Below are 25708 nucleotides of genomic sequence, written 5' to 3' on the forward strand. Positions count from 1 at the left end.
CCTGATGAAATTTAGCCGGCAAACAACGCTTGGTGCGCAAGCCTCCGTGGCAGGCGTCGGCGTTCATTCCGGTCTTCCCGTCACTCTCACCCTTGGGCCTGCGCCTGTCGACGCGGGTCTTATTTTTGTCCGCACCGGGCTCGAGGGAAGTGACCGCGAAGTTCAGGCGACTGCCGAGCAGGTGATCGCGACCGATTTCGCCACTGTCCTCGGCGATCGCAACGGCCCGCTGGTCTCCACTGCCGAGCATGTCCTTGCTGCACTGCGGGGCATGGGTGTCGACAACGCCATCATCGAGATTGACGGGCCGGAAGTGCCGATCATGGACGGCAGCGCCGCGGCTTTCATTGCCGCGATCGATCAGGCCGGTATCGTGACCCAGCCGGCGCAGCGCCGCTTCATTCAGGTTTTGAAGCCGATCTCGGTCAAGATCGGCGATTCCTTCGGCGAGATCAGGCCCCACGCCAGCGGGTTCCGCGCCGAGGTCGAGATCGATTTCAGCAATCCTGTCATCGGCCAGCAGAGCTATGCCTTCGACCTCAGCCCGGAACGTTTCCGCCGCGAAGTCGGCCGCGCCCGGACTTTCGGTCTGATGTGCGACGTCGCGCGGCTCTGGAGCGCCGGCTACGCCCTCGGCGCCTCTTTCGACAACACCGTCGTGTTCGACGAGGAGCGGCTGCTCAACACCGAGGGCCTGCGCTACGCCGACGAATGTGCACGGCACAAGGTGCTGGATGTGATCGGCGACCTCGCGCTGGCCGGTCTGCCGCTGCTTGGCGCCTACCGCTCGGTGCGTGGCGGCCACAAGCTCAACCATGCCGTCCTGACCGCGCTGCTCGCCGACCGTACCGCCTGGCGGGTGGTCGAGGGCGAGGCGGCCCGCCGCACCGCGCGTCCCGTGGCCGAAACCGGTCGCAGCATCGTCGGCGGCCGGATCGCCGCGGCCTACGGGCCGGACGTGTCCTGAACAGACCCGTTACCGCTGGCGTTTGGCGGCGCTTTTCCCCGGGAAACTCCTGGTAATAATGATCGGCTAGGATTGCGGCGCGTTCGCCTTAATCCGGGCGAAATGCCTGCCTATCCGGTTGGTACAAGATCGTTTTTCGGTTACACCGGCGTGGTCGCATGGCAGGCACCACGGCTACATTTCGCGCCCGTGACGGGGTTCATGGGCTGGCGGACACCGCATCACAGGGCGTCAGGGCAATATTCATGTCGGCACAGCGTATGACGCGCGGATCTTTTTCGGCCTCGCCCCGAGCCCGCGGGCTGCTTCAGGCCGCCACCCTCTTCCTGCTCGCGATGCCGCTGGCTGGATGCGGCACCGGCGCGCTCTGGGACAAATTCACCGCCAAGGACGACACCTTCGTCGAGGAGCCTGCCGACAAGATCTACAATGAGGGCCTGTACCTCATGAACGAGAAGAAGGACATGAAGGCGGCGAACAAGAAGTTCGAAGAGGTCGACCGCCAGCATCCTTATTCCGACTGGGCCCGCAAGTCGCTGCTGATGTCGGCCTATGCGTCCTACCAGGGCGGCGACTACGACAGCTGCATCGGCGCCGCGACGCGCTACGTCACGCTGCATCCCGGCAGTCCGGATGCGGCCTATGCCCAATACCTGATCGCCGCCTCGCATTACGACCAGATCCCGGACATCAGCCGCGACCAGACCCGCACCGAGAAGGCGATCGCCTCGCTGGAAGAGGTGGTGCGCAAATATCCGACCTCCGAATATGCGACCTCGGCCAAGGCCAAGATCGAGGGTGCGCGCGACCAGCTCGCCGGCAAGGAAATGAACGTCGGCCGCTATTACGCGCAGAAGCGCGACTACACGGCGGCGATCAACCGCTACAAGGCCGTCGTGACGCAGTACCAGACCACCCGCCACGTCGAGGAGGCGCTGTACCGCCTGACCGAGGCCTATATGGCCATCGGCATCGTCGGCGAGGCTCAGACGGCCGCCGCAGTGCTCGGGCACAATTTTCCTGACAGTCGCTGGTACAAGGACGCCTATAATCTTGTAAAATCAGGCGGTCTCGAACCGAGCGAGAATCAGGGGTCCTGGATCAGCAAGACCTTCAAGAAGATGGGTCTCGGCTAGGAAATAGAGTTTCATGCTGGCGCGTCTGTCGATCCGTGACATCGTCCTGATCGAACGGCTCGATATCGAATTCGCAACGGGCCTCGCGGTTTTGACCGGCGAGACCGGGGCGGGCAAATCCATCCTGCTCGATGCCTTTGCGTTGGCGCTCGGCGGCCGCGGCGATGCCGGCCTCGTGCGCCACGGCGCGGAGCAGGGGCAGGTCACCGCCGTATTCGATATCCCGAAGAATCACCCCGCAGCGAAGATCCTCGCCGAGAACGGGCTGGACGATACCGGCGAGATGATTCTCCGCCGGGTGCAGCTCGCTGATGGCCGCACCCGCGCCTTCATCAACGACCAGTCGATCAGCGTGCAGACGCTGAAGGCGGTCGGTGCCGCCCTGGTCGAGATTCACGGCCAGCATGACGAGCGCGCGCTAGTCGATGCCGCCACCCACCGCCGCCTGCTCGACGCCTTCGCCGGTCTCGAAAAGGATGTCGCGGCGGTCGAAGCGCTCTGGGACGCGCGCCGGACCGCCAACACCGCGCTGGAGGAACATCGCGCCGGCATGGAGCGTGCCGCGCGCGAAGCCGATTACCTCCGCCACGCCTCGGACGAGCTGAAGCAGCTCGCGCCCAAGGACGGCGAGGAAACCTCGCTCGCGTCCCGCCGCACCACCATGATGCAGGGCGAGAAGATCGCCTCCGATTTGCGCGAGGCGCAGGAGGCCGTCGGCGGCAACCATTCGCCGGTCGCGGCGCTGTCGGCCGCCGTGCGCCGGCTGGAGCGCCGCGGCGTCAATTCGCCGGCGCTGGTCGAGCCCGCCGTGAAGGCGATCGACATCGCCATCAACGCGCTGGAGGAGGCCGACCAGCACCTCCAGGCTGCGCTCGCCGCAACCGACTTCGACCCGTCCGAGCTCGAGCGCATCGAGGAGCGGCTGTTCGCCTTGCGTGCCGCGTCTCGCAAATATTCGACGCCGGTCGACGGGCTCGCCGCGCTTGCCGCCCAATATGCCGCCGACGTCGTGCTGATCGATGCCGGTGCGTCGCGGCTGAAGAAGCTGGAGCAGGCCGCGATCGAGGCAGATAGCCGCTATGCCGCCGCCGCCAAGAAGCTGTCGCTGGCGCGGCAGAAATCGGCGGAGAAGCTCAACAAGGCCGTCAATGCCGAGCTCGCCCCGCTCAAGCTCGAACGCGCAAAGTTCATGACCCAGGTCGAGACCGACGAGGCCGCGCCGGGCCCGCAAGGGTTCGACCGCGTCGAGTTCTGGGTGCAGACCAATCCGGGCACCAAGCCGGGCCCGCTGATGAAGGTCGCCTCCGGCGGCGAGCTGTCGCGCTTCCTGCTGGCGCTCAAGGTCGTGCTGTCCGATCGCGGCTCGGCACCGACGCTGGTGTTCGACGAGATCGACACGGGAGTCGGCGGCGCGGTCGCGGATGCCATCGGCGGGCGGCTCGCGCGCCTTGCCGGCAAGGTCCAGGTGATGGCCGTGACCCACGCCCCGCAGGTCGCCGCCCGTGCCGACCAGCATCTGCTGATCTCCAAGGATGCGCTGGACAAGGGCAAGCGCGTCGCCACCCGCGTCAATGCGCTGGGCGCCGACCACCGCCGCGAGGAGATCGCGCGCATGCTCGCCGGCGCCGAGATCACGGCCGAGGCGAGGGCGGCTGCGGAACGGCTGCTCAAGGCGGCGAGTTAGCCTTCGTGTCCCGGACGCGCGCAGCGCAAGCCGGGACCCGGAATGTTGCCCCATGGGCCGCGGCTCTGCAGCGCACCGCCGAAGAGGCGTTGCGCCGCGTCCGGGGCACGAAATTGTAACCGTCTTTACCCTCCCGCCCGCTCCGTCGTATCCAAGCACCATGGCCAGAGCAGCAAGATCCAAAGCAACACCGCTTCGCGACGTCGCCGACCTCACCAAGGCGCAGGCCAAGGTCGAGCATATGCGGCTCGCGCTCGAGATCGAGGCGCATAACGAGCGTTACTATCAGGACGACGCCCCCACCGTCACCGATGCCGCGTACGACGCGTTGCGCCAGCGCTTCAACGCGATAGAGAAGCGCTTCCCGGAATTCGTCAGCGCGGACTCGCCGTCGCAGAAGGTCGGCGCGGCGCCGTCGGGGCGCTTCAGGAAGGTCCGGCATTCCGTCCCGATGCTGTCGCTCGACAACGCCTTTGCCGAGGAGGACGTGCGCGACTTCGTCGGCCGCATCGTGCGCTTCCTGAAGCTCGACGACGACAAGGTCGATTTCTCCGCCGAGCCGAAGATCGACGGCCTCTCGATGTCGCTGCGCTATGAGAGCGGCGAATTGGTCACGGCCGCGACGCGCGGCGACGGCGCGGAGGGCGAGGACGTCACCGCCAACATCCGCACGCTCGAAGACGTGCCGCAGAAGCTGAAGGGCCGCAATATCCCCGATATCTGCGAGGTGCGCGGCGAGGTCTACATGACCAAGAAAGCCTTCCTCGCGCTCAACGAGCGGCAGAAGGCGGAAGGCAGCACCATTTTCGCCAATCCGCGCAACTCGGCCGCGGGATCGCTCCGGCAGAAGGATCCGACCATCACCGCCTCGCGCCCCCTGGGCTTCTTTGCCTATGCCTGGGGCGAGATGAGCGCGATGCCCGCGGATACGCAGAGCGGCATGATCGGTTGGTTCGAGCGCTGCGGCTTCAAGACCAATCCGCTGACGAAGCTGTGTCACACCGTCGAGGAACTGCTCGCGTTTCATCATTCGATCGAGGAGCAGCGCGCCAAGCTCGACTACGACATCGATGGTGTCGTCTACAAGGTCGACCGGATCGACTGGCAGGAGCGACTCGGCTTCGTCTCGCGCACGCCGCGTTGGGGCATCGCGCACAAATTCCCGGCTGAACAGGCCATGACCGTGCTGCGCGACATCGAGATCCAGGTCGGCCGCACCGGCTCGTTCACGCCGGTCGGCAAGCTCGAGCCGGTGGGCGTCGGTGGCGTGATCGTGCAGAACGTCACGCTGCACAACGAGGACTATATCAGGGGCATCGGCAACAAGGGTGAGGTGCTGCGAGAGGGCCGCGACATCCGGATCGGGGACACCGTCGTGATCCAGCGCGCCGGCGACGTCATCCCGCAGATCGTTGACGTCGACCTCGACAAGCGACCGAAGAGCGCCAGGGAATACCTCTTCCCCAAGAAATGCCCGTGTCCGCTGCATACCGACGTCGTGCGCGGGGAGACGGCGGCCGGCGAGGAGGAATCGCGCACCCGATGCACCGGCGAGTTCGCTTGCCCCTATCAGAAGATCGAGCACCTGAAACTGTTCGTGTCGCGGCGTGCGTTCGACATCGACGGTCTTGGCGAGAAGCAGCTCCAGTATTTCTTCGACGAGGGCTTTGTGAAGGAGCCTTCCGACATCTTCACGCTGGAGAAGCGCAACTCGAAACTCAAGCTGGAGGAGATCGAGGGTTACGGCGCGACCTCGGTGCGCAATCTGTTCGGCGCCATCGAGAGCCGGCGCAGGATCGCGCTGGAGCGCTTCGTCTACGCGCTCGGCATGCGCCATGTCGGCGAGACCACGGCGCTGGCGCTGGCACGCGGCTACGGCTCCTGGGAGGCTTTCCACGATGCCTGCCTGAAGGTCGCCAGGGGCGACGAGGAGGCGATGGCGGAGATGGACGCGCTCGACCAGATCGGCGACACCGTGATCAAGAGCATCGCCGATTATTTCGGCGAGAGCCACAATCGCGGCATCGTCGAGCGGCTGACGAAGGAGGTCGAGATCGTCGACGCCGAGAAGCCGAAGAGCAACTCGGCCGTCGCCGGCAAGACCGTGGTGTTCACGGGCTCGCTGGAGAAGATGACGCGCGACGAGGCCAAGGCGACCGCCGAGCGGCTCGGCGCCAAGGTGTCGGGCTCGGTGTCGAAGAAGACCGATCTCGTCGTTGCCGGCCCGGGCGCGGGCTCGAAGCTCGCGGAGGCCAACAAGCACGGCGTCAAGGTGCTGACCGAGGACGAGTGGCTGCAGCTGATCGGGGAGTGAGGATTCCCGTCATTGCGAGGAGCGAAGCGACGAAGCAATCCAGAATCTTTCCACGGCGATAGTCTGGATTGCTTCGCTTCGCTCGCAATGACGGGGAGGCCACTCTGCGCCACTCACATCATCCCGCTCTCTTCCTCCTCCGCCTGTCCGATCAGCGTCTCGCTCACCACCACCTCGCGGCGGGGGACGACGAAGATCATCATGCAGGCGCAGAGCAGCGAGATCGCGAGGACCGCAGCGGTGAGCGGCAGCGTCGTCGAGGAATGGCCGCCGAGATAGGCACCGAATTGCGACATCAGCGCGCCGATGCCCTGCTGGAGAAAGCCCATCGCACCCGACGCGGTGCCGGCGGCCTCGGGACGGATGCTGATCGCGCCTGCGGCGGAGTTCGCCATCACGAAGGCATTGCCGGCCATCACGATCATCTGCGTGCCGAACAGCCAGGCGGGCTCCTCGTTCCAGCCGGTGAAGCTCCAGAGCAGGTTCAGCAGGCTGCCGCAAAGCTGGAGGCCGAGTCCGAACCAGATCAGCCTCTCCAGCGAGTGCCGCGGCGCAAAGCGCACGCAGAGCAGGTTGCCGACGAGATACGCAAAGCCGGTCGTTGCGAACCACGCGCCGTATTCGGCGCTGCTGCGGCCCATCTGCGTCACCACGATGTAGGGGCCGCCGCCGGCAAAGGTGAAGATGATCTGCGAGGCCAGCACCTGGCACATGACGTAACCGACGAAGGCGCGGTTGCGGATGAGCACGCCGACGTCGCCGCGAAAGCCGCTGCCGGCGGCGCGGGTGCGGCGCGTCTCCGGCAGCGCCACCGCGATGCCGACGGCGACGATGATCGCGCCGACGGTGATGGCGTAGAAGATCGCGCGCCAGCCCAAGGCGGTCTCGATCAGGCCGCCGGTGAGAGGCGACACCATCTGCCCGATCATCAGCGCCGCGACCACGAGGCTGATCATCGAGGCGACGCGGTCGCGCTCGTAGATGTCGCGGATGATGGCGCGGCTCACCACCATGCCGGCGGCGCCGCCCAGCGCCTGGAAGAAGCGTGCGGCGATCAGCTGCGGCAGGTTCTGCGCGAAGATGCAGGCGACGCTGGCGGCGACCATCAGCGCGAGGCCGGTGAGCAGCACCGGACGCCGGCCGAAGCGGTCCGACAGCGGCCCCATGATCAGCTGGGACAGCGCGATGCCGACCATGTAGAGCGACACCGTCATCTGCGCGATCGAGATGTCGCTGCCGAAATTCGCCGCCAGCACCGGCAGCGCCGGAACCAGCATGTAGAGCGAGATCGGCGCGATCCCGGTCATGACGACCAGGAGCAGCAACACCACGCGCGAGGTCGCGATGTTCTGTGCCGCTCCCGGCGGCTTGCTGATCATGCCGTGCATGCGTGTCCGTCTCGTTGCAATTCGAATCGGACTGTAGCTTGCTCACGCAAGACGGATATCGGCGTTTCGGAATGCGGCTATACGGATTCCGGGACGGTTGTAATGGCAGCGCGATTGCGACGAATTGGACGCGAGTTGCATCGCAAATTCGCTTTCATGAACCCGGCTTTGCGCGCCATGACGGCTGTGGTGCGAGGAGAGCCTTGCGCAAATCGCCTAGCGCCATGCGCTGCGCTATTTCAGCTCCGCCGTCGCCTCGTCGAGCCAGGCCCTGGTCGCCTCGTCCAGCGCCGGCCGCACCTCGGCGCTCACGCGCGCGTGGTAGGCGTTGAGCCAGTCGAGTTCGTCCTTGCCCAGCATGCCGACATCGATCAGCCGGCGGTCGATCGGTGCCAGGGTCAGCGTCTCGAAGGCGTTCATGGATTTCTCGGCGCCCTCGATGTCGGCGGCGACGACCAGCTCGAGATTTTCGATGCGGATGCCGAAACCGTCGGTCTTGTAGTAGCCCGGCTCGTTGGACAGGATCATGCCGCGCTTCAGCGGCGTGGTGCCGAGCTTCGAGATCCGCGCCGGTCCTTCGTGCACCGAGAGATAGCTGCCGACGCCGTGGCCGGTGCCATGCTCGAAATCGACGCCGGCGGCCCAGAGATATTGCCGTGCGAGCGTGTCGAGCTGTGCGCCATTGGTGCCGTCGGGGAAGATCGCGCGCGCGATCGCGATGTGGCCGCGCAGCACGCGGGTGAAGCGGTCGCGCATCTCGCCCGTCGGCTCGCCCACGGCCATGGTGCGGGTGACGTCGGTGGTGCCGTCTTCATATTGCGCGCCGGAATCGATCAGCAGCAGATCGCCGGGCGCGATACGCCGGTTGCTCTTGCGGGTGACGCGGTAGTGCACGATGGCGCCGTTCGGGCCGGTGCCCGATATGGTCGGGAACGACACATCCTTGAGCGCGCCGGTATCGCGGCGGAACGTCTCCAGCGCCTCGACCGCGTCGATCTCGGTGAGCTTGCCGCTTGCCGCCTCGCGGTCGATGAAGGCGAGGAAGCGCGCCAGCGCGATCGCATCGCGTCGGTGCGCCGTCTGCGTGCCCTTGATCTCGGTCGCGTTCTTCACAGCCTTGAGCAGCGCGATCGGATCGTTGCCGCGAACCGGCTTGCCGCCGGCACCCGCGATCAGCCGGCTTAGCGCGTCGGCCGCGGTCGCATTGTCGAGTGCGATCGCCGCGCCGCTTCTGGCCAGCGCCATCAGCGTCGGCGCCATCGCATCGGGCTCGCGCACGTCTGCCGACTGCTCGATATGGTCGCGCGTCAGGTTCGAGAGCTTGCGGTGGTCGAGGAAAACGGTCGGCCGTCCGTCCTTCGGCACCAGCGCATAGGACAGCGGCAGCGGCGTGTGCGCGACGTCGGCGCCCCGGATGTTGAAGGTCCAGGCCACGGCATGACTGTCGGACAGCACCAGCGCGTCGACGCCGAGCTTGCCGATCTCGCTTCTGATCTGCGTCAGCTTCTCGGCTTCAGAGACGCCGGCATGTTGCAGTCCGTGCACCGCGACCGGCGCAATCGGCGGCTGCGGCCGGTCCTGCCAGACCGCATCGACCGGATTGCTGTCGACGGCGACCAGTTCGGCGCCGGCCTTGGCGCAGGCGGCGGACAGGCGCTCGGCTGCCGCAAAAGTGTGCAGCCACGGATCAAATCCGAGGCGATCCCCGGCTTTCAAATGTGCCGTCACCCAGCTTTCCGGCGGCGGATCGATCAGCGATTCCACCGCCCAGGCCTTTGCATCGACCTGTTTGGCCGCCTGGATCGTGTAGCGGCCGTCGACGAAGACCGCGGCCTCGTGGGTCAGCACCACCGCCAATCCCGCCGAGCCCGTAAAGCCGGTCAACCAGGCCAGACGCTCTTCCGATGGCGGCACATATTCGTTCTGCTGCTGATCGGCGCGTGGGATCACGAAGCCGGTCAGCTTGCGGCGAGCGAGTTCTTCACGGAGCGCGGCCAGGCGCGCCGTCAATGCGACGCCGGCCTCGGGCTCCTCGAATGTCTGGAAGTGCGCTTCGAACATGGTGGATCACTTTAGGATCATGAGGATCAGTCCGCAATGTAGACGCATTTGAGGTCGCATCTGGCATGGACTGTGCTTGAATAGGTTCCATTCGAATTGAGTGGAGTAGGGATGCGGCAGTTGCGCTTCGTCCGGATAACAGGGAAATTCGAGCAGGTGGTTCATCTCAACGGCGAGGGGACACACGATGCCGGCGTTCACGTTTGAGAAGATTTCCCCGCCGGTGCGCCGCGCCCCGGCTGCGGCGACACCGAAGAAGCCGCGCGGCCTCATCGGCCAGATGATCAATCGTTTCGCCGAGCGCCGCGCAAAGCGGGCGTTGCGCGCATCGACGCCCCGTGACGAGAAGCCTGCGAAGTAGCGCGGCGTCGAGCGCAGCGCTCATCGACCTTACGAAAGCTTCCGCAGCAACAGGCTGCTCCACCCCTCGATCCGCAAGTGTCGCAACGGCACGAGGCCGCGCGCGCGGTAGGCCGCGATCACGGCAGGGGCCTGGTGCGTCAACAGGCCGGAAAGGATGACGCGTCCGCCGGGCGCAAGGTGCCGTGCCATCGGACTCGCCAATTGCCGCAACGGATTGGCAAGGATGTTGGCCAGGACGAGGTCGAACGGGACGCGCTTGCCGAAATCAGGCGCGGCAAAGCCGGTGGCGCGGATCACCCGCACATGATGACCAACCTCGTTCAGCGAGGCGTTCTCGGCGGCCACCCGTACCGAGGGCGGGTCGATGTCGGAGGCCAGCACCGCGCGGTGCAGCGCTTTCGCCGCCGCTATGGCCAGCACGCCGGAGCCGGTGCCGAGGTCGAGCAGGTTCCTCGGTCGGGAACTCTTCAGGACATGGTCAAGCAGGAGTAAACAGCCGCGCGTGGTACCATGGTGTCCGGTGCCGAAGGCGAGCGCCGCCTCGATCTCGATGGCGAGCTTGTTCGGCGTCACCCGCTCGCGGTCATGGCTGCCGTGGACGACGAAGCGCCCGGCCGGCACCGGGACAAGATCTTCCAGGCTCGCCTTGACCCAGTCCTTGGCTTCGACGGTATCGAAGGTGAGCGTGTCCGCGATCTGGATTCCTGCTGAGTTTGCAACGAGTTCGCGCAGCCATGCCTGGTCCGGCGGGTCCGCGAAATGCAGCGTGACGTCCCACTGTCCGTCAGGCTGCTCGAAGGCCGCGACTGCCGCATCGCCTTCGAGAAACACCTCGGTGAGCACGTCGACAACGCGCCTGGCGGCGTTCTCGCTGCCGATCGAAAAACTGGCGCGATGGGTGGGGGTCAGCTGCATTCTCGGGTTCCGTCGGGTTCAATTTTTGGAACTTTTGTTCCCAATTTTCCACATAACTTGCAATCTCCGGCTTAACCGAACCTCAGGTTGTGCGTCGTAGATTTACGGATGTTGAGGGCAAGCAACACAGCTTGAGATAGAAATGGAGACGAGTCTTGAAGCACATGGTTTTGAAGTTCTGGTCCGATGAATCCGGTGCGACGGCGATCGAGTACGGCCTGATCGCAGCCGGTATCGCGCTCGCAATCATCACCGTGGTGAACGGCCTGGGCACCACGATGAACGACAAGTTCACTTCGATTAGCACCTCCTTGAAGTAATTTCCGCCTCCCATTTCCCAGCGAGCTAGTTTCTTCATAGGCTATTTCCCGACGATCGCCCGCCCGGAGGATTGCCCCGGGCGGGCTATCCGCTCGTTTTCCGGACCTTGTCCACGGCCTTATCCCGGCACTCATCCCCAGATTTTCCACCGCCTTGTACCCGGCTTGGCCGGATCGGCCGCGAGGGGTTTCCACCGCCGCTTCCACAGCTTTGCCAACAGCCTGTCCACAACTCATCCACAGACCTATCCACGGCTTCCGAACAGCGAGCGGTGGTCCCGCAGGATCGCCTGCGCGGCGTTGTGGCCGGGAGCGCCGGTGACGCCGCCGCCGGGGTGGGCGCCGGAGCCGCAGTGGTAGAGGCCCTTCAGGGGGCCGCGATAATCCGCATGACCCAGCATCGGCCGCGCCGAGAACAGCTGGTTCAGCGTCAGCGCGCCGTGGAAGATGTCGCCGCCCAGGAGACCGAATTGCCGCTCGAGATCGAGCGGTGACAGGATCTGGCGGCCGAGCACGCTCGCCGCAAAACCAGGGGCATATTTGTCCACCGTCGCGATCATGAGGTCGGCGACCTCGTCGCGATGGTCGTCCCACGACTTTCCATCCGGAAGCTCGGGGGCAACGTGCTGGCAGAACAGGCTCGCGACATGCTTGCCCCCTGGCGCGAGCGTGTCGTCGAGCGTCGAGGGGATCAGCATCTCGACCACGGGCTCACGGCTCCAGCCGCGCGCGCGAGCGTCGAGCCAGGCGCGGTCCATGTAGCCGAGATCAGGTGCCAGGATGATGCCGGAGGTAAGGTGATCGCCCTCGCCCGGCAGCGCCGTGAAGGAGGGCAGGCGGTCCAGCGCCACGTTCATGCGGAAGGTGCCGGAGCCGTTCTTCCAATTGCGAATGCGGGCGAGGAAGTTTTCGGGCAGGGCGTCGGCCGCGATCAGCCGGGTATAGAGCAGTTTTGGATTGACGTTGGACGCAACATATTTGGCGCGGATCGTCTCGCCGTTCTCCAGCGCGATTCCGACGGCGCGGTCGCGCTCGACGATCACCTCGCGCACGTCCGCATCGGTGTCGATCGTCACGCCCCGGTCGCGTGCGGCGCGCGCCATCGCCTGCGTGATCGCGCCCATGCCGCCGATGGCGTGGCCCCAGACGCCCTTCTTGCCGTTCACCTCGCCGAAGGCGTGATGCAGCATCACATAGGCCGAGCCGGCGGCGTAAGGGCTGGCGTAGTTGCCGACGATGGCATCGAAGCCGAACAGCGCCTTGACCAGATCGTGCTCGAAGCGCTCGTCCAGCATCTCGCCGGCCGAGCGGGTGAAGAGATCGAGCAGGCTGCGGCTCTGCTCCAGCGTCAGGCCGCGCAGGATGTTGGCGCTCTGGACCGCGTTGAGAGCCTCGCGGATCGCCGCCGTGCCGAAACCAGCGAGCAGGTTCGGCGGTGCGCGCAGCACGAATTGCCTGAGTACGTCGGCGATATCTTCCAGCTCGCGCGAAAATCCGTCGAGCGCGTTGGCGTCATGCGCGCTGAGCCGCGCGACGGACTCCTTCGTCCGTCCCTCGCCGGTGAGGAGATGGATGCCGTCGGGCGCGGGCAGGAAATTCTGCGCGCGCCGCTCGACGATTCGCAGGCCCTGCTCGGCGAGCCCCAGGTCGCGAACCACCTGCGGATTGAGCAGGCTCACGGTGTAGGCCGCCACCGAATTGCGGAAGCCCGGATGAAACTCCTCCGTGACTGCGGCCCCGCCGACCACCTTGCGGCGTTCGACCACTCGCACGCGCAGGCCGGCCATCGCGAGATAGGTCGCGCAGGTGAGGCCGTTATGGCCCGCGCCGATGATGACGACGTCGGTTTCGGTCATGACGAGTTCAATTTGTTCCGATGTCACTCCGGGATGGTCTGAAGGACCGAGCCCGGAATGACATCTGTATATCAGGCATTTCTCGCTGCAACATCACGAGACCCTTTATTGCCCGTTCAGGTGCCCTGTGCTCCATTGCGCGCGGCCGGCGCCCGCCGGGCAGTTATTCGACGCGTTTTCTCGCGCGAACCGGTGCCCACTTCGCTGGAGAACGCTTTTGCTGGAGCTTCCATGGATTCGATCGTGCAACCCGCCGCCACGAAGCAGCCGTCCTCGTCGCGCAACCGGCTGCTGCTGACGGTCTACACCGCCGCGATCTTCGTCAGCGCGCTCCTGCTGTTCTCGGTGCAGCCGCTGTTCACCAAGATGGTGCTGCCGCGGCTCGGCGGCTCGCCGGCGGTGTGGTCGGTGGCGATGGTGTTCTTCCAGTCGCTGCTTCTGGCGGGCTATGCCTATGCGCATCTCTTGATGCAGATCCGGAGCCGCATCGTTCCCGTCGCGGTGCATCTCGTGTTGCTCGTGCTTGCCTTCGCCACGCTGCCGCTCGGCATCGCCTCGGCCTATGGCGAGCCGCCGGCTTCCGGCTACGCGATCTGGCTGCTCGGCCTGTTCGTGATCTCGATCGGCCTGCCGTTCTTCGCGCTCGCCGCCAACAATCCGTTGTTGCAGGCCTGGTTCGTCCGCACCGGACATCCCGCCGGGCACGATCCCTACTTCCTCTATGCCTCCTCCAACATCGGCAGCTTCCTTGCGCTGTTGTCCTATCCGTTCCTGCTGGAGCCGATGTTCACGCTGCACACGCAGAACCGGCTCTGGACCGGCGGCTACGGTCTTCTGATCCTCCTGATCGCCGCGTGCGGCGTACTGCTGTTGCGCTCGCCGAAGCTGGCCACGGTCGATGCGCGAACCGGGGACATCAACGCGCCGGCGCCCGGCGTCCTGACGCGGCTGCGCTGGATCTTCCTCGCCGGCGTGCCGTCCGGCCTGCTCATCGCGGTGACCGCGCACATCTCGACCGACGTTGCGGCTGCGCCGCTGCTGTGGGTGCTGCCGCTGTCGCTGTACTTGCTGACCTGGGTGGTGGTGTTCCAGTCGCGGCCGCTGCTGCCGCACAAATGGATGCTGATGCTTCAGCCGGTTGCGATTGCCGGCGTCGTCGTTCTGCTGGCCTTCGGCGGCGAGCAGAACCTGCTGCTGACCCTCGGCGGCCATCAATTGTGCTTCTTCGTCATCGCGATGGCCTGCCACGGCGAATTGGCGCGGACCAGGCCGGCGGCCAAATATCTCACCGGCTTCTATGTCGCGCTGTCGTTCGGCGGCATGGTCGGCGGCCTGTTCGCCGGGCTCGTTGCGCCCTTTGCATTCTCGTGGATCGCGGAATATCCGATCCTGATTGCGCTTGCCGTGTTGTGCCGGCCGCCCGCGAACGAGCGGCTGGCGGGCATCGTCAAATGGTACTGGCTGGCGCTGGCCGCGCTCGCGGTGGCGCTCGTTGCGCCGTCCACCACGACGGGCGGGATCTCGACCTGGTTCGAGGATCACCGCGTCTGGGTGGCCGGTGCGGTCGGCGTGCTCGCCGCGCTGCTGGTGCTGGCGGTCAATGCCGGCCGCTGGAAGATATTCGCCACCGTCGCGCTCGCACTGGCGTTGATCCGCGTTTATCCGGCGGACGAGGGCCGCGTCACCACGGTGCGCAGCTTCTTCGGGGTGCACAAGATCGTGGTGACGCCCGGCGGCTATTTCCACGTGCTGATGCACGGCACCACCATTCACGGCGCCGAGCGCTTCCGCAACAATGACGGCACGCCTGTTACCGGCCGGCCCGAGCCCATCACCTATTATCACAAGGACGGCGGCATCGGTCAGGCCGTCAGCGCGATCCGCGAGCGCAAGGGCGCACCGCTGAAGGTCGCCGCGATCGGCGTTGGCTCGGGCACGCTCGCCTGTGCGGCCGAGCCCGGGGAGAACTGGACGTTCTTCGAGATCGACCAGTCCATGGTCGACGCGGCGAGTGACCCGAAGAACTTCCGCTACATTTCGAGCTGCATGCCGGGCCTGAAGCCGGTGATTGGCGACGCCCGCCTCACCTTCGCGAAAGAGCCCGACGGCGTCTATGACCTGATCATCGTCGATGCCTATTCGTCGGATGCGATCCCGATTCATCTGGCCACCGAAGAGGCGATGAAGATCTACAAGGACAAGCTCGCCCCGCAGGGCGCCGTGGTGATGCACGTCTCCAACCGGCACCTCGATCTCGAGACCGTCGTGGTCGGCATCGCCGATGCCAACGATCTCAAGAGCTGGGTCTACAACGAGGATTCCGGGCGCGATTCCGATTACATCTTCTCGACCGACGTCGTCATTTCCGCGCGCGAGGATGCCGATGTCGGCAGGCTCGCATCGTCGAAAGTATGGGAGCAGACCGAAGCCGACGACAGGGTGCGGGTCTGGACCGACGATTACTCCAACATCCTGGGCGCGCTCTACCGGCGCCTGAGGGACGGGGAGTAAGGTCGCCTCGTAGCTTCGGGCTACAGGATGGCTGGGAGTTACGGCACCACCGGCGTGCCCACGGGCAACGCAATTCCCTTCTCGCCGGCGATCTGCCGCAGCAGGTCGGGGCGGTCCGAGATGATTCCGTCGACGCCGATCTCGATCATGCGCGCCATGTCTTCGGGCTTGTTGACGGTCCAGACCACGACGTGCAGTCCCAGCGTGTGGGCCTCGGCGACAAGTGCCGCGCTCACGTCGCCGAAATAAGGCGACCAGATCGCGCCACCCGCGGCCTTGATCGTTCGCGGCAACGAGCCGCCGTGATCGGCCGGGCTGAACCCCGCCGTCCAGTTGGTTGCCTGATCCAGCGCCACCGTCCGGCCCGAGCCGCGCTGGAGCGTCAGGTACACCGTCGGCATCGTCGGTGCCCGCTGCTGGACGAGCTGCAGGGTTCGCCAGTCGAACGACTGGATCATGACGCGGTCGGAGAATTTTTCCGTCTCGATCAGGGCGAGCAACCTGGTGACGAAAGCCTGCGGATCGGGAGACTGGTCCGGATGGTTTGGGTCGATCTTGGTCTCGATGTTGAATCGCACACGCGTGTTGCCGGACCTGCGCACCAGCGCAAACAGCTCGCTCAAGGTCGGAATGCGTGTCCCGGGCACGGCGCGCTGATCGGGAAATTGCTTCGCGTAAGGACTGTCCGGCCGGATCTGGCCGACGTCGTAGGTCCTGACGTCGGCGAACCGCATCTTCACGAACGGCGTGCCGGGGGGCGCGACATAGGTGCCGCTCGCATCCCGCGCCAGATCGGGATTGAGCCCGCGCTCATGCGAGACGACGACCTCGCCGTCGGCGGTCACCCCGACGTCGAGCTCCAGCGTGTCCACGCCCATCGAGAGCGCGTTGGCAAAGGCCGGCAGGGTGTTTTCCGGCAGCAGCGCCCGACCGCCGCGATGCGCCTCGAGGTCGAAGGCCGAATCGGATCCCATGGCCTCTCCCGCAATGAGAAATGTCAGCACGGTCAGGAATATCGCAGCAGGTGACGGCATGGTGGCTCGAAGGGCAGGCGGAAAGGACGGTATTTGAACGCATTCGGCGCGGCCGGCCTATTCTATAGGCTTTCGCGGCTGTTGAAAGCTTGGGCGGCGGCTTGGGTTGCGTCCGCCCGGCTTGTATGTACTCATGGTCGCCGCCCTGGAATCCCGCCCGTGCAACAGAAACGCGATCACCGCATCATCCGCAGCCGCCATTTTCATCGGATGCAGCGGCGACATTTCATCATCTTCGACGTGCTGCCATTCGTCGGCACGCTGGTGGCACTCTCCCTGCTGTTCTACCGCCCGATCGGTACGATGGAGCTCGGCCTGTTCTTCGGGTTCTGGCTGGTCACCGGCCTCGGCCTCACTGTCGGCTATCACCGCCTGTTCACCCATCGCGCCTTCGCGACCTCCACGACGATGAGTGCGATCCTGGTCATCATGGGTTCGATGGCGGGGCGCGGTCCCATGCTGTCCTGGGCCGCGATGCATCGCCGCCACCACGAATTGTCCGATCACGATGGCGATCTGCATTCGCCGCGTCTGCATGGCGACGGCCCATTCGGTCGCCTGCGCGGCTTCCTGCACGCGCATCTGACCTGGATGGTCGAGCACGATTATCCCAACGTTGCGCATTACGTGCCGGATTTGATGGCGGACCGCAGGCTGGTTGTCGTCAACAGCTACTATTACACTTGGGCCGGTCTCGGCCTGGTGTTGCCCGCCTTGATCGGCGGCCTCGTCACCATGAGCCTGTGGGGGGCGCTGAGCGGCTTGCTCTGGGGCGGCGTGGTCCGCATGTTCGTGGTCGAGCAGACCATGTCTGCGATCAACTCGATCATGCATACGTTTGGCGCGCAGCCGTTCGCCACCCGCGACGACAACAGCCGCAATCTCGGCGTGATGGCCTGGCTGGCCTGGGGCGAGGGCTGGCACAACAACCACCATGCCTTTCCGTATTCCGCCGCCTTCGGCCTGCGCTGGTTCGAATTCGATCCCGGCTTCGTCTTCATCCGGGCGCTGGAAGCGCTGGGACTGGCTTGGGACGTCAAGGTGCCGAGCGAGGAGAAGATCGCGCGGCGCATGCTGCGGCAGCCGGGCGATGCTGCGCCCGACCTCGAAACGGGCTGAGCATCATCTGCCGGCTAACGCCGGCGATGACGCGGCTTTGAACCGATGCTGTTCAACGACTACCCCTTCCTCCTGGTCTTCCTGCCGGCGGCACTGCTGATCTACCGCCTGGCCGATCCCTATCCGCGACTTCGGATCGGTGTCCAGGTCGCGCTGTCGCTCGCTTTCTATGCCTGGGGCAGCCCGTTCTTCATCCTGCTCCTGATCGCCTCGATCGCGATCAACTGGCTCGCCTCGGTCGCCTATAGCCGTATGAAATGGTCCGGGGTTCTTACGCTCGTGATCGTGCTCGATCTCGCGGTGCTGGCGCTGTTCAAATACGCCAACTTTCTGCTTGCCAATCTCGGCTTCGTGCTCGGCTCGACACTTCCGGCGTTCGACATCGGGCTGCCGCTCGGCATCTCCTTCTTCACCTTCCACCACATCATGTATCTGGTCGATCTGAAGCGGGGGAAGGCGCCGCTCTATGCGCCCGATCGCTACGCGCTCTACATCGCCTTCTTCCCGCAGGCGATCGCCGGCCCCCTGGCGCGCTGGTCGGAGGTGATGCATCAGTTCGGCAGGCAGGTCTATGTGCCGGGCTGGCAGCGCCAGTTCTGCATCGCGACCTGCTTCATCGCGATCGGCCTGTTCGAGAAAGTCGTGATCGCCGACAGCATCGCGCATCTGCTCGATCCGATCTACACGCAGGCCGCGAGCGGACCGCTTCCAAGCGGCGATGCCTGGCTCGCCTTCTGCTTCTCGTTCCAGATATTGTTCGACTTCTCCGGCTATTCCGACATCGCGATCGGACTCGGCCTGCTGTTCGGGGTGCAGCTGCCGTATAATTTCAACGCGCCGCTGCGCTCGACCAACATCCAGGACTTCTGGCAGCGCTGGCACATCACCCTGATGCTGTTCCTGCGCGACTACGTGTTCTATCCGCTGGTCAATCTGCGCCTCTTGCCGCGGCGCTGGCTCCCGGTGCAGTTCTTCGGCGCCATGCTGATCACGATGGCGCTGTGCGGCCTGTGGCACGGTGCGAGCTGGGCTTTCGTGTTGTGGGGCGTGCTGCACGGGCTCGCGCTGGTCGCCTGCACTCTGTGGCGCCGCTACGGCCCGGAGGTCCCGTCATGGCTCGGCTGGGCGCTCACCGTGCTGTTCGTGCTCGCGACCGGGGTGATCTTCCGCGCCGGATCGGTCGAGGCGGCCAGGCATGTTTTTTCCGGGCTTGTCGAGCCGCTGCCGCTGGAGCGTGGAAAGCATCTGTGGCCGCTGATCGCGGCGCCGCTGTTCGCCTTCCTGTTGCCGGCGAGCCAGGACATCGTGGCGGTGCTCACGCGCCGCCCGAATCCGTGGCTCGCCGGTCTGCTCGGCCTTGGGCTGTTCGCATTGCTGCTTCAGATGGGTGGTCGGGATCTCCATGAGTTCGTCTATTTCAAGTTCTGAAACCGATCCCGGCTGGGGCCGGAGCCTGAAGGCGTGCCTGGGCGCGCTAGTCGGCGCTGCGCTGCTGGTGCTCGCTCTGATGGTGCTGGTCGACCCCTACGACAGCGGCAAGCTAGGGCTGCTCGGCATCGACGGCGTCGACAATCGCCTCACCCAGATCACGGCCGCGAGCCGCGCCAGGAATCCGGATTTCAATGCGGCCATCCTCGGCAATTCGACGGCGCAGATGATCGAGCCGGCGGAGTTGTCGCGCGCGACGGGCCTGCACTTCGTGCAGCTCCACATGACCGGTTCAATTCCGCGTCAACAGCTTGCGGTGCTCCACTTCTTCCTGCGACATCACAAGCAGGTCGGCGCATTGGTGATCGTGGCCGATCCCGGCTGGTGCGAGCATGCGCGGCCGAAGGAGGAGGGCGGGGTCCCGTTTCCCGATTGGCTCTACGACAGAAGCGTCGTCACCTATGCGGTGCGGCTGATCTCCTGGCAGGCGATCGAGCAGGCATTTCAGCGCTTGAGCATCGGGCTTGGCCGGCGGCAGCGGATGAATCCCGACGGGTATTTCAGCTACGAGGACATCTGGCCGCCCGGCCAATTCAGGGAGATCAACTGGCCCAGGGATCCCCCGCCCGCCGCCTCGGCCGAGATACGAACGCGTTTTCCCGAGATCGATGCGCTGGCCGATATCGTCAAAGGCCTGCCGGCCGATGCGCCCGTCGTGATCGTCGTGCCGCCGACCTTCGCGGCCACCGTGCCGAAGCCCAGCACCGAGACAGCCTTGGAGCGCAGCGCCTGCGACGCCGCACTGAAGCAGGTGGTTGCGGGCCGACCCCGCAGCAATTTCATCAGCTATCGGGTCGACAACGATCTGACGCGCGATCGCGCCAATTTCGCCGACTTCATTCACTACCGCCCGAAGCTCGCGCGCAGGATCGAGCAGGGCATCGCCGCGAGTCTGCGTGACGGGGAGAGCGCGCGGATCGATTTCTGAACAACTGGCGGCTCAAGCAAGCTGTTCGAATCCGCCCTCGAGCCAGAGCTTGCGGGCCAGCTTGCGCTGGATCTTGCCACTCGTGGTCTTCGGCAGCGCGCCGGGCCGGATCAGCGCGATGTGCCGCGCGGAAATCTCGTGGTTGTCGGCGACGGCCTCGCGGATCCGGCCCTTGATCTCTTCGGTGTCGATCGTGTGGCGCGCGGTGCGCTCGACCTCCTGGACGATGACGAGGGTCTCTTCGCCGCTCTCGTCCGGCACCGAGAACGCCGCGCCGCAGTTTTCGCGCAGCGGGCCATCGAGGGACTGCACCGTGCGCTCGATGTCCTGCGGATAATGGTTGATGCCGCGGATGATGAGGAGGTCCTTGATCCGGCCAGTGACGAACAATTCGCCTGTCACGTCGACGAAGCCGAGGTCGCCCGTGCGCAGCCACGGCCCGCCCTCGCCGGCGATCTCCGCATTGAGCCCCGCGCGCGTCGCTTCGGCGTTGCGCCAATAGGCGCGGGCGATGTTGGCGCCATTCACCCATATCTCACCGACGCGGTCGGCGGGCAGGCGTGTGCACTTGTCCGCGTCCACGATGGCGATCCTCTCGCCGGTGAGCGCGCGCCCGCAGCCGACGGCGATTTGCGTATCCCCTGCGTCGGAAGGTTCTTCCATCGCATGTTCCTGCAGCGCCGCACGGCTGACAGGGCGCGTGACATGGCCGCCGCCGCGCCGTCCGCCGGAAATCAGCAGCGTCGCCTCCGCCATGCCGTAGGCCGGATACATCGCGCGCGGATCGAAGCCGTGCGGCGCGAATGTCGCGATGAATCGTTCGATGGTCTGCGAGCGCACCGGCTCCGCACCGTTGAGCGCGATCTTGAGCGAGGACAGGTCGACGCCCTCCATCTGGTCGGCGCGATAGCGACCGACGCAGAGGTCGAAGCCGAAATTGGGGCTGCAGGCGACTTCGGCGCGATAATGCGAGATCGCGCGCAGCCAGCCGAGCGGCCGCTGCATGAACGCGTTCGGCGCCATCAGCACGCAAGTCGCCCCGACATAGAGCGCCTGCAGCGCGTTCAGGATCAGTCCCATGTCGTGATAGAGCGGCACCCAGTTGACGTAGGTCGATCGGCTGGTGTTGCCGAGCGCGAGCCGGATCATCTCGAGATTGGCGAGCAGATTGGCATGGCTCACCATCACGCCCTTCGGCTCGGAAGTGGAGCCCGAGGTGTATTGCAGCAAGGCGACGTCGTCCTGCGCCGGCTCGGGAAGTGCAACTGTCTCGGCGTCGGCCGCGCTCGGACCGACCTCGATCCAGCGAATGTTCTCCTGCGCGAAGCGCGCTTGCAGATCGCCACGGAGCGCGACGGCTGATGTGGTCAGTGCTACCGCCGGCGTGCAATTGGCGAGGATCGCGGCGCTGGCGTCGCGCGCGCCGTTTCGCCGCGGCATCATCATCGGCACGGCAATGATACCCGCCATCAGGCAGCCGAAGAACGCCACCATGAACTCGATGCCGGGTGGAAACACCAGGACGGCACGCTCACCGGGCCGCGCGGTCGCGATCAGGCGCGCGGCGAGCATGCATGCGGAGTGATGCAACTGGCGGAAGGTCAGGACAGCTTCCTCCGTCCCGCGATCGGAAACGAAGACATAGGTACGGTCGTCGCCCTGCTCCTCCGCGCGCCGGGCCAGCAGTGCCACGAGCGAGCGGAAGCTTTCCATGTGGGGTGCGCGGCTTCAGCCGCCCTCAGGCGGCGGAGCGGATGGCGCGCTTGTCGGCGAGAAATCGCGACAAGGCCTCAACGGTCGGATGGTCGTAGAAGTCGTCCGTCGACAGTTCGAGGTCGAGCTTCTCCTCGAGCTCCATCATGAGGTAGACCAGCATCGCCGAATCGAGGCCGAGACGGTTGAATTTCGTGCCGGTGTCGACGCGGTCCCTCGAAATTCGCAGGATATTCGCCAGGGCGGTAACGCAGAAATCCGAAATCTGCTCGCGTGTCATGTCATGTCCCAGAAACAACGGGAACGACAATACGGGCGACCCCCTGGTTGTCAATTTGCCCGGAACGCCGCTGCGTTGAAGGTTGGGGACTGTTGCTTTCCTGCGTCGTCCGACTGCTCAATTCAGGCGCAAACAGGCGCGACGTTCCGCAGTCGCGTCCCCAAATGACGATTTGACGGGGGAGGAGCAGCCGCGCTCGCGCTGAACGAATCAGCAGTCACGGCGCTCTTGCGTGCCGAAGATCGTCGAGCGCGGCAAGCGCTGCGCTCGGACGCGTCAGTTCTGATAGTAATAGCCGCGCGGCTGATAAACCTGCCGGGGCTGTGGCTGATAATAGTAGCCCTGCTGGCCGGTGCCTTGATTGTAGTACTGCTGCGGCTGCTGCTGATAGACCTGCGCGTCATAGAGCGGGCGGCTGCCGCGCGGCGCCGGATAGCGCGCGCCGGTATCGCTGCCGTCGGCCGGGTAGATGTAGTTGTCGTCCTGCGGCATGTAGCGGCGGGCGGGCGCGGCCTGAGGCATCAGGTTCACGGGATCGCCTGACGTTGCGTACTGGTTTTCGGCCGGCTGTGGCGCACGGGCCACCGCCGTGGGGTTGCGGCCGCGCGGATTGCGGGCCAGCGCCACCTGCGCCGAGCCGGTCAACGTTACCGTCGTGTTGAGCACGCCCTGCTGCTGCACCAGCGCGTAGAGCGTCGAGGCATTCTGGCGCGACAGCCGTACGCAGCCGTGCGAGGCGGGCGAGCCGAGCCGGCCGACCGAGTCGGTGCCGTGGATGGCGTGGCCGACCTTGGTGAAGAAGATCGCGTGCGGCATCGGCGCGTCGTCGAATTCCTTGGAGTAGTGATCCTCTTCCATGCGGAAGGCGCGGAACGCGCCGCTCGGCGTCTCGCGTGAGGGGATGCCGGTCGACACCGGCCAGCGATAGCGCGCGACGCCGTCGACTGCGACGGTCATCTGCTGATTGTCCTTGTCGACGGTGATCTCGACCTTGGCCTGCGCGGCGCCTGCGCTCAAAAGCATCAGGGAGGTGAAAGCGATGAAAAATGAACGCATCTGGAAACGCATTTGAATCCTGGCCTCCGGCCTGTTCACGCCAGGCGCTGCGGCTCTCCGTCCCCCGGCCTGCAATATGCCTGCAATCCGGCTTTCGTTCCAGCGGCCTGGGCACCCATCGTTAACGTGGCGCCGGGCGTAAGCAAGGCCGCTTGTGCCGTGCCGCGTGCGGCAGCGGTGACATTTTCGCGAGCGCGGCTGTTCATGATGGCGCCAATTTGTCACGAAGGCGCAACCAATTGGCCGCATCGGCGTTGACACTGAGCCCACCTTTGCCAGCGGCTTTCGTCGCGGGCTTACCCATTAGGAAACGTGATGAACAAAGCTCGTGTCACCGCCGCTTCGTTGCCGGCCGGTTTACCCGGCCGCCTGCTCCTTGCAGGCGCCGCTATCGTTCTGACCCTGACGTGCCTGCCGCATCCCGGCCACGCCCAAGGCATCGTGCGCGGCGCCCAGGAAGGTTCGTATGAAGGCAACCGCATCGCCGGACCGGTGGGCGGCGCGGTCGGGGGTGTCGTCGGGGCCGGCGTTGGCGGAGCCGTAGGTGCCGTGGATGGTATCCTGGGCATTCCCTATCACGGCCATCGCCGCTGCCGCGGCTATTACGACGGCCACAACCGCTTCCACTGCTACCGGTAATCCGCAGCAGTCATCCGGGGCTCGCGCTTGTCGCGCCCCGGAATGACGGTCAGTTCTTCAGCCGATACCCTGTCCGGAAGATCCACCAGATCACGACCAGGCAGATCACGAGGAACGCGGTCGTCATGCCGATGCTGACGGCGACGCTGACGTCGGCGATCTCGTAGAAGCTCCAGCGGAAGCCGGAGATCAAATAGACGACCGGGTTGAGCAGCGCCACCGTGCGCCAGGCGGGCGGCAGCATGTCGATGGAATAGAAGCTGCCACCGAGGAAGGTCAGCGGCGTCACCACCAGCATCGGGATCATCTGCAGCTTCTCGAAGCCGTCGGCCCAGATGCCGATGATGAAGCCGAACAGACTGAACGTCACCGCCGTCAGCACCAGGAAGGCGAGCATCCAGACCGGATGATGGATGTGCAGCGGGACGAACAGGCCGGCTGTCGCCAGGATGATGAGGCCCAAAATGATCGACTTGGTCGCGGCCGCGCCGACATAGCCGAGCACGATTTCGTAATAGGAGATCGGCGCCGACAGGATCTCGTAGATCGTTCCGGTGAATTTCGGAAAGTAGATGCCGAACGAGGCGTTCGCGATGCTCTGGGTCAGCACCGAGAGCATGATCAGGCCGGGCACGATGAAGGTGCCATAGCTCACGCCCTCGACCTGGCTGATGCGCGAGCCGATCGCGGCGCCGAACACCACGAAATACAGCGAGGTCGAGACGACCGGCGAGACGATGCTCTGCAGCAACGTACGCCAGGTGCGCGCCATTTCGAACAGATAGATGGCGCGGATGGCGCGGTGATTCATGACGTCCTCACGAGATCGACGAAGATATCCTCGAGCGACGATTGGGTCGTGTCGAGATCGTTGAAGCGGATGCCGGCGGTGCGGAGGTCGCCGAGCAGGCTGGTGATGCCGGTGCGCTCGCCCTTGGTGTCGTAATCGTAGATCAGCGTCGCGCCGCCGTCGCAGAGGTCGAGCTCGTAATGCCTGAGGCTCTCCGGCAGCGCATCGAGCTTGCCCTGCAGGTGCAGCGTCAGCCGCTTCTTGCCGAGCTTCTGCATCAAGGTGGCCTTGTCCTCGACCAGCACGATCTCGCCCTTGTTGATGACGCCGATGCGGTCCGCCATCTCCTCGGCTTCCTCGATGTAGTGCGTGGTCAGGATGATGGTGACGCCGGATTGCTGGAGGGTCCGTACCACCTCCCACATGCCCTTGCGCAGCTCGACATCGACGCCGGCGGTCGGCTCGTCCAGGAACAGGATCTGCGGCTCGTGCGACAGCGCCTTGGCGATCATCACGCGGCGCTTCATGCCGCCGGAGAGCGTGATGATCTTGTTGTCCTTCTTGTCCCACAGCGAGAGGTCCTTCAGCACCTTCTCGATATGCGCAGGATTCTTCGGTTTGCCGAACAGGCCGCGGGAGAAGCTCACGGTCGCCCACACGCTCTCGAAGGCGTCGGTGTGCAATTCCTGGGGCACCAGGCCGATCAGCGAGCGTGCCTTGCGATAGGAGGTCTGGATGTTCTCGCCGCCGACCAAAACCTTGCCTTCGCTCGGATTGGCGATGCCGCAAATGATGGAGATCAGCGTGGTCTTGCCGGCGCCGTTGGGGCCGAGCAGCGCAAATATCTCGCCGCGCTGGATATCGAGATTGACGTTCTTGAGCGCCTTGAAGCCGGACCCATAGGTCTTCGACAAATTGGCGACGGAAATGATGGAAGACATGATGGCCGCAAGCCTGAGGGGCAAATGGTGGGGGAGGGAGGCTGGAACCTGCCGGTAACGGGGGGCCAGCGGAGCCCTGAGATAGGAATGCCCTTACCGGGCCGCAATCGGCTGGAGAAAAATGGTCTCAAAACAGGCCCTTACGTGGCAGGTTTCGGGCAAGTGTTGCGCGATGGTCACTGCTTGCTGCTAAGATTGCTGCTCA

21 protein-coding genes are annotated in these 25708 nt (G+C 65.2%); 11 read left to right on the forward strand and 10 right to left on the reverse strand.

From position 1 onward, the window contains the following. Window positions 1-4: 4 nt before the first annotated feature. The 4 genes from lpxC to ligA all read left to right on the forward strand — a co-directional run bounded on the left by lpxC (window position 5) and on the right by ligA (window position 6101). On the forward strand, window positions 5-967 hold the full coding sequence (gene lpxC / locus JQ572_RS19890; RefSeq protein ID WP_211384510.1) for a UDP-3-O-acyl-N-acetylglucosamine deacetylase: 963 nt from the start codon (window positions 5-7) through the stop codon (window positions 965-967). A 245-nt stretch (window positions 968-1212) separates the two neighbouring features. After that, window positions 1213-2103, forward strand: coding sequence for an outer membrane protein assembly factor BamD (locus tag JQ572_RS19895; RefSeq protein ID WP_211384511.1), 891 nt, complete (start codon window positions 1213-1215; stop codon window positions 2101-2103). 13 nt (window positions 2104-2116) lie between these two features. After that, window positions 2117-3787: a DNA repair protein RecN gene (recN, locus tag JQ572_RS19900; RefSeq protein ID WP_211384512.1), complete on the forward strand. Its 1671-nt coding sequence runs from the start codon at window positions 2117-2119 to the stop codon at window positions 3785-3787. Between the two features lie 160 nt (window positions 3788-3947). Then, window positions 3948-6101, forward strand: coding sequence for an NAD-dependent DNA ligase LigA (ligA, locus tag JQ572_RS19905; protein WP_211384513.1), 2154 nt, complete (start codon window positions 3948-3950; stop codon window positions 6099-6101). Between the two features lie 113 nt (window positions 6102-6214). On the opposite strand, the gene JQ572_RS19910 is transcribed toward ligA, so the two are convergent. After that, a complete protein-coding gene (locus JQ572_RS19910) occupies window positions 6215-7489 on the reverse strand; it encodes a multidrug effflux MFS transporter (protein ID WP_211384514.1) in 1275 nt (424 codons plus the stop codon). 234 nt (window positions 7490-7723) lie between these two features. Beyond that, a complete protein-coding gene (locus JQ572_RS19915; protein ID WP_211384515.1) occupies window positions 7724-9550 on the reverse strand; it encodes an aminopeptidase P family protein in 1827 nt (608 codons plus the stop codon). A gap of 187 nt (window positions 9551-9737) precedes the next feature. On the opposite strand from JQ572_RS19915, the gene JQ572_RS19920 reads away from it, so the two are divergent. After that, complete coding sequence (locus JQ572_RS19920; RefSeq protein WP_211384516.1) at window positions 9738-9911, forward strand: hypothetical protein; 174 nt, start codon at window positions 9738-9740, stop codon at window positions 9909-9911. 29 nt (window positions 9912-9940) lie between these two features. Here JQ572_RS19920 and JQ572_RS19925 read toward each other — a convergent pair whose 3' ends face one another. Continuing rightward, the gene (locus JQ572_RS19925) at window positions 9941-10828 is read right to left on the reverse strand and encodes a 50S ribosomal protein L11 methyltransferase (RefSeq protein ID WP_211384517.1); all 888 of its coding nucleotides are present in this window, start codon (window positions 10826-10828) and stop codon (window positions 9941-9943) included. A 164-nt stretch (window positions 10829-10992) separates the two neighbouring features. Here JQ572_RS19925 and JQ572_RS19930 point away from each other — a divergent pair, with 164 nt between their 5' ends. Further along, window positions 10993-11148 (forward strand): Flp family type IVb pilin, encoded by a 156-nt coding sequence (locus tag JQ572_RS19930; protein WP_049823422.1) that lies wholly within the window; start codon window positions 10993-10995, stop codon window positions 11146-11148. 245 nt (window positions 11149-11393) lie between these two features. On the opposite strand, the gene JQ572_RS19935 is transcribed toward JQ572_RS19930, so the two are convergent. After that, the gene (locus JQ572_RS19935; RefSeq protein WP_211384519.1) at window positions 11394-13004 is read right to left on the reverse strand and encodes a phytoene desaturase family protein; all 1611 of its coding nucleotides are present in this window, start codon (window positions 13002-13004) and stop codon (window positions 11394-11396) included. A gap of 231 nt (window positions 13005-13235) precedes the next feature. Here JQ572_RS19935 and JQ572_RS19940 point away from each other — a divergent pair, with 231 nt between their 5' ends. Further along, window positions 13236-15515, forward strand: a complete 2280-nt coding sequence (locus tag JQ572_RS19940; RefSeq protein ID WP_211384520.1) for a spermidine synthase — start codon at window positions 13236-13238, stop codon at window positions 15513-15515. A gap of 38 nt (window positions 15516-15553) precedes the next feature. On the opposite strand, the gene JQ572_RS19945 is transcribed toward JQ572_RS19940, so the two are convergent. Continuing rightward, window positions 15554-16489: a glycerophosphodiester phosphodiesterase gene (locus tag JQ572_RS19945; protein WP_249129128.1), complete on the reverse strand. Its 936-nt coding sequence runs from the start codon at window positions 16487-16489 to the stop codon at window positions 15554-15556. A 219-nt stretch (window positions 16490-16708) separates the two neighbouring features. Between JQ572_RS19945 and JQ572_RS19950 the strand changes: the two genes are divergently transcribed. Genes JQ572_RS19950 through JQ572_RS19960 form a run of 3 tightly spaced genes read left to right on the forward strand, consistent with a single transcriptional unit; the run spans window position 16709 to window position 20084 of the window. Continuing rightward, a complete protein-coding gene (locus JQ572_RS19950; RefSeq protein ID WP_349643104.1) occupies window positions 16709-17668 on the forward strand; it encodes an acyl-CoA desaturase in 960 nt (319 codons plus the stop codon). Window positions 17669-17713: 45 nt separating this feature from the next. After that, window positions 17714-19096 (forward strand): MBOAT family O-acyltransferase, encoded by a 1383-nt coding sequence (locus tag JQ572_RS19955; RefSeq protein WP_211384522.1) that lies wholly within the window; start codon window positions 17714-17716, stop codon window positions 19094-19096. Continuing rightward, window positions 19071-20084 (forward strand): hypothetical protein, encoded by a 1014-nt coding sequence (locus tag JQ572_RS19960; protein WP_211384523.1) that lies wholly within the window; start codon window positions 19071-19073, stop codon window positions 20082-20084. The genes JQ572_RS19955 and JQ572_RS19960 overlap by 26 nt, the downstream gene beginning before the upstream one ends. 12 nt (window positions 20085-20096) lie before the next feature. Here the strand turns inward: JQ572_RS19960 and JQ572_RS19965 are convergent, their stop codons facing one another. The 3 genes from JQ572_RS19965 to JQ572_RS19975 form a co-directional block, all read right to left on the reverse strand. Then, entirely contained in the window at window positions 20097-21797 is a 1701-nt protein-coding gene (locus tag JQ572_RS19965) for a fatty acyl-AMP ligase (RefSeq protein WP_211384524.1), read from the reverse strand. A 25-nt stretch (window positions 21798-21822) separates the two neighbouring features. After that, window positions 21823-22077: an acyl carrier protein gene (locus JQ572_RS19970; RefSeq protein WP_148744638.1), complete on the reverse strand. Its 255-nt coding sequence runs from the start codon at window positions 22075-22077 to the stop codon at window positions 21823-21825. Between the two features lie 276 nt (window positions 22078-22353). Next, window positions 22354-23133, reverse strand: a complete 780-nt coding sequence (locus JQ572_RS19975) for a L,D-transpeptidase (protein ID WP_249129129.1) — start codon at window positions 23131-23133, stop codon at window positions 22354-22356. A 315-nt stretch (window positions 23134-23448) separates the two neighbouring features. Between JQ572_RS19975 and JQ572_RS19980 the strand changes: the two genes are divergently transcribed. Continuing rightward, a complete protein-coding gene (locus JQ572_RS19980) occupies window positions 23449-23772 on the forward strand; it encodes a hypothetical protein (RefSeq protein ID WP_211384526.1) in 324 nt (107 codons plus the stop codon). Window positions 23773-23821: 49 nt separating this feature from the next. Here JQ572_RS19980 and JQ572_RS19985 read toward each other — a convergent pair whose 3' ends face one another. After that, on the reverse strand, window positions 23822-24583 hold the full coding sequence (locus JQ572_RS19985) for an ABC transporter permease (RefSeq protein ID WP_211384527.1): 762 nt from the start codon (window positions 24581-24583) through the stop codon (window positions 23822-23824). Next, a complete protein-coding gene (locus JQ572_RS19990; RefSeq protein WP_211384528.1) occupies window positions 24580-25503 on the reverse strand; it encodes an ABC transporter ATP-binding protein in 924 nt (307 codons plus the stop codon). Before JQ572_RS19990 ends, JQ572_RS19985 begins: the two co-directional genes overlap by 4 nt. Between the last annotated feature and the right edge of the window lie 205 nt (window positions 25504-25708).

It is taken from the genome of Bradyrhizobium sp. SZCCT0153, assembly GCF_018129995.1.
GTDB classification, from domain to species: Bacteria; Pseudomonadota; Alphaproteobacteria; order Rhizobiales; family Xanthobacteraceae; genus Bradyrhizobium; species Bradyrhizobium japonicum_G.

Coding starts and splice junctions, on each gene's coding strand:
- JQ572_RS19910 (WP_211384514.1), bottom strand. CDS start 7,489: ATGCACGGCATGATCAGCAAGCCGCCGGGAGCGGCACAGAACATCGCG.
- JQ572_RS19985 (WP_211384527.1), bottom strand. CDS start 24,583: ATGAATCACCGCGCCATCCGCGCCATCTATCTGTTCGAAATGGCGCGC.
- JQ572_RS19965 (WP_211384524.1), bottom strand. CDS start 21,797: ATGGAAAGCTTCCGCTCGCTCGTGGCACTGCTGGCCCGGCGCGCGGAG.
- recN (WP_211384512.1), top strand. CDS start 2,117: ATGCTGGCGCGTCTGTCGATCCGTGACATCGTCCTGATCGAACGGCTC.
- JQ572_RS19980 (WP_211384526.1), top strand. CDS start 23,449: ATGAACAAAGCTCGTGTCACCGCCGCTTCGTTGCCGGCCGGTTTACCC.
- JQ572_RS19935 (WP_211384519.1), bottom strand. CDS start 13,004: ATGACCGAAACCGACGTCGTCATCATCGGCGCGGGCCATAACGGCCTC.
- JQ572_RS19945 (WP_249129128.1), bottom strand. CDS start 16,489: ATGGGATCCGATTCGGCCTTCGACCTCGAGGCGCATCGCGGCGGTCGG.
- JQ572_RS19920 (WP_211384516.1), top strand. CDS start 9,738: ATGCCGGCGTTCACGTTTGAGAAGATTTCCCCGCCGGTGCGCCGCGCC.
- JQ572_RS19930 (WP_049823422.1), top strand. CDS start 10,993: ATGGTTTTGAAGTTCTGGTCCGATGAATCCGGTGCGACGGCGATCGAG.
- JQ572_RS19955 (WP_211384522.1), top strand. CDS start 17,714: ATGCTGTTCAACGACTACCCCTTCCTCCTGGTCTTCCTGCCGGCGGCA.
- JQ572_RS19915 (WP_211384515.1), bottom strand. CDS start 9,550: ATGTTCGAAGCGCACTTCCAGACATTCGAGGAGCCCGAGGCCGGCGTC.
- JQ572_RS19925 (WP_211384517.1), bottom strand. CDS start 10,828: ATGCAGCTGACCCCCACCCATCGCGCCAGTTTTTCGATCGGCAGCGAG.
- JQ572_RS19975 (WP_249129129.1), bottom strand. CDS start 23,133: ATGCGTTCATTTTTCATCGCTTTCACCTCCCTGATGCTTTTGAGCGCA.
- JQ572_RS19940 (WP_211384520.1), top strand. CDS start 13,236: ATGGATTCGATCGTGCAACCCGCCGCCACGAAGCAGCCGTCCTCGTCG.
- ligA (WP_211384513.1), top strand. CDS start 3,948: ATGGCCAGAGCAGCAAGATCCAAAGCAACACCGCTTCGCGACGTCGCC.
- JQ572_RS19990 (WP_211384528.1), bottom strand. CDS start 25,503: ATGTCTTCCATCATTTCCGTCGCCAATTTGTCGAAGACCTATGGGTCC.
- JQ572_RS19960 (WP_211384523.1), top strand. CDS start 19,071: ATGAGTTCGTCTATTTCAAGTTCTGAAACCGATCCCGGCTGGGGCCGG.
- JQ572_RS19895 (WP_211384511.1), top strand. CDS start 1,213: ATGTCGGCACAGCGTATGACGCGCGGATCTTTTTCGGCCTCGCCCCGA.
- lpxC (WP_211384510.1), top strand. CDS start 5: ATGAAATTTAGCCGGCAAACAACGCTTGGTGCGCAAGCCTCCGTGGCA.
- JQ572_RS19970 (WP_148744638.1), bottom strand. CDS start 22,077: ATGACACGCGAGCAGATTTCGGATTTCTGCGTTACCGCCCTGGCGAAT.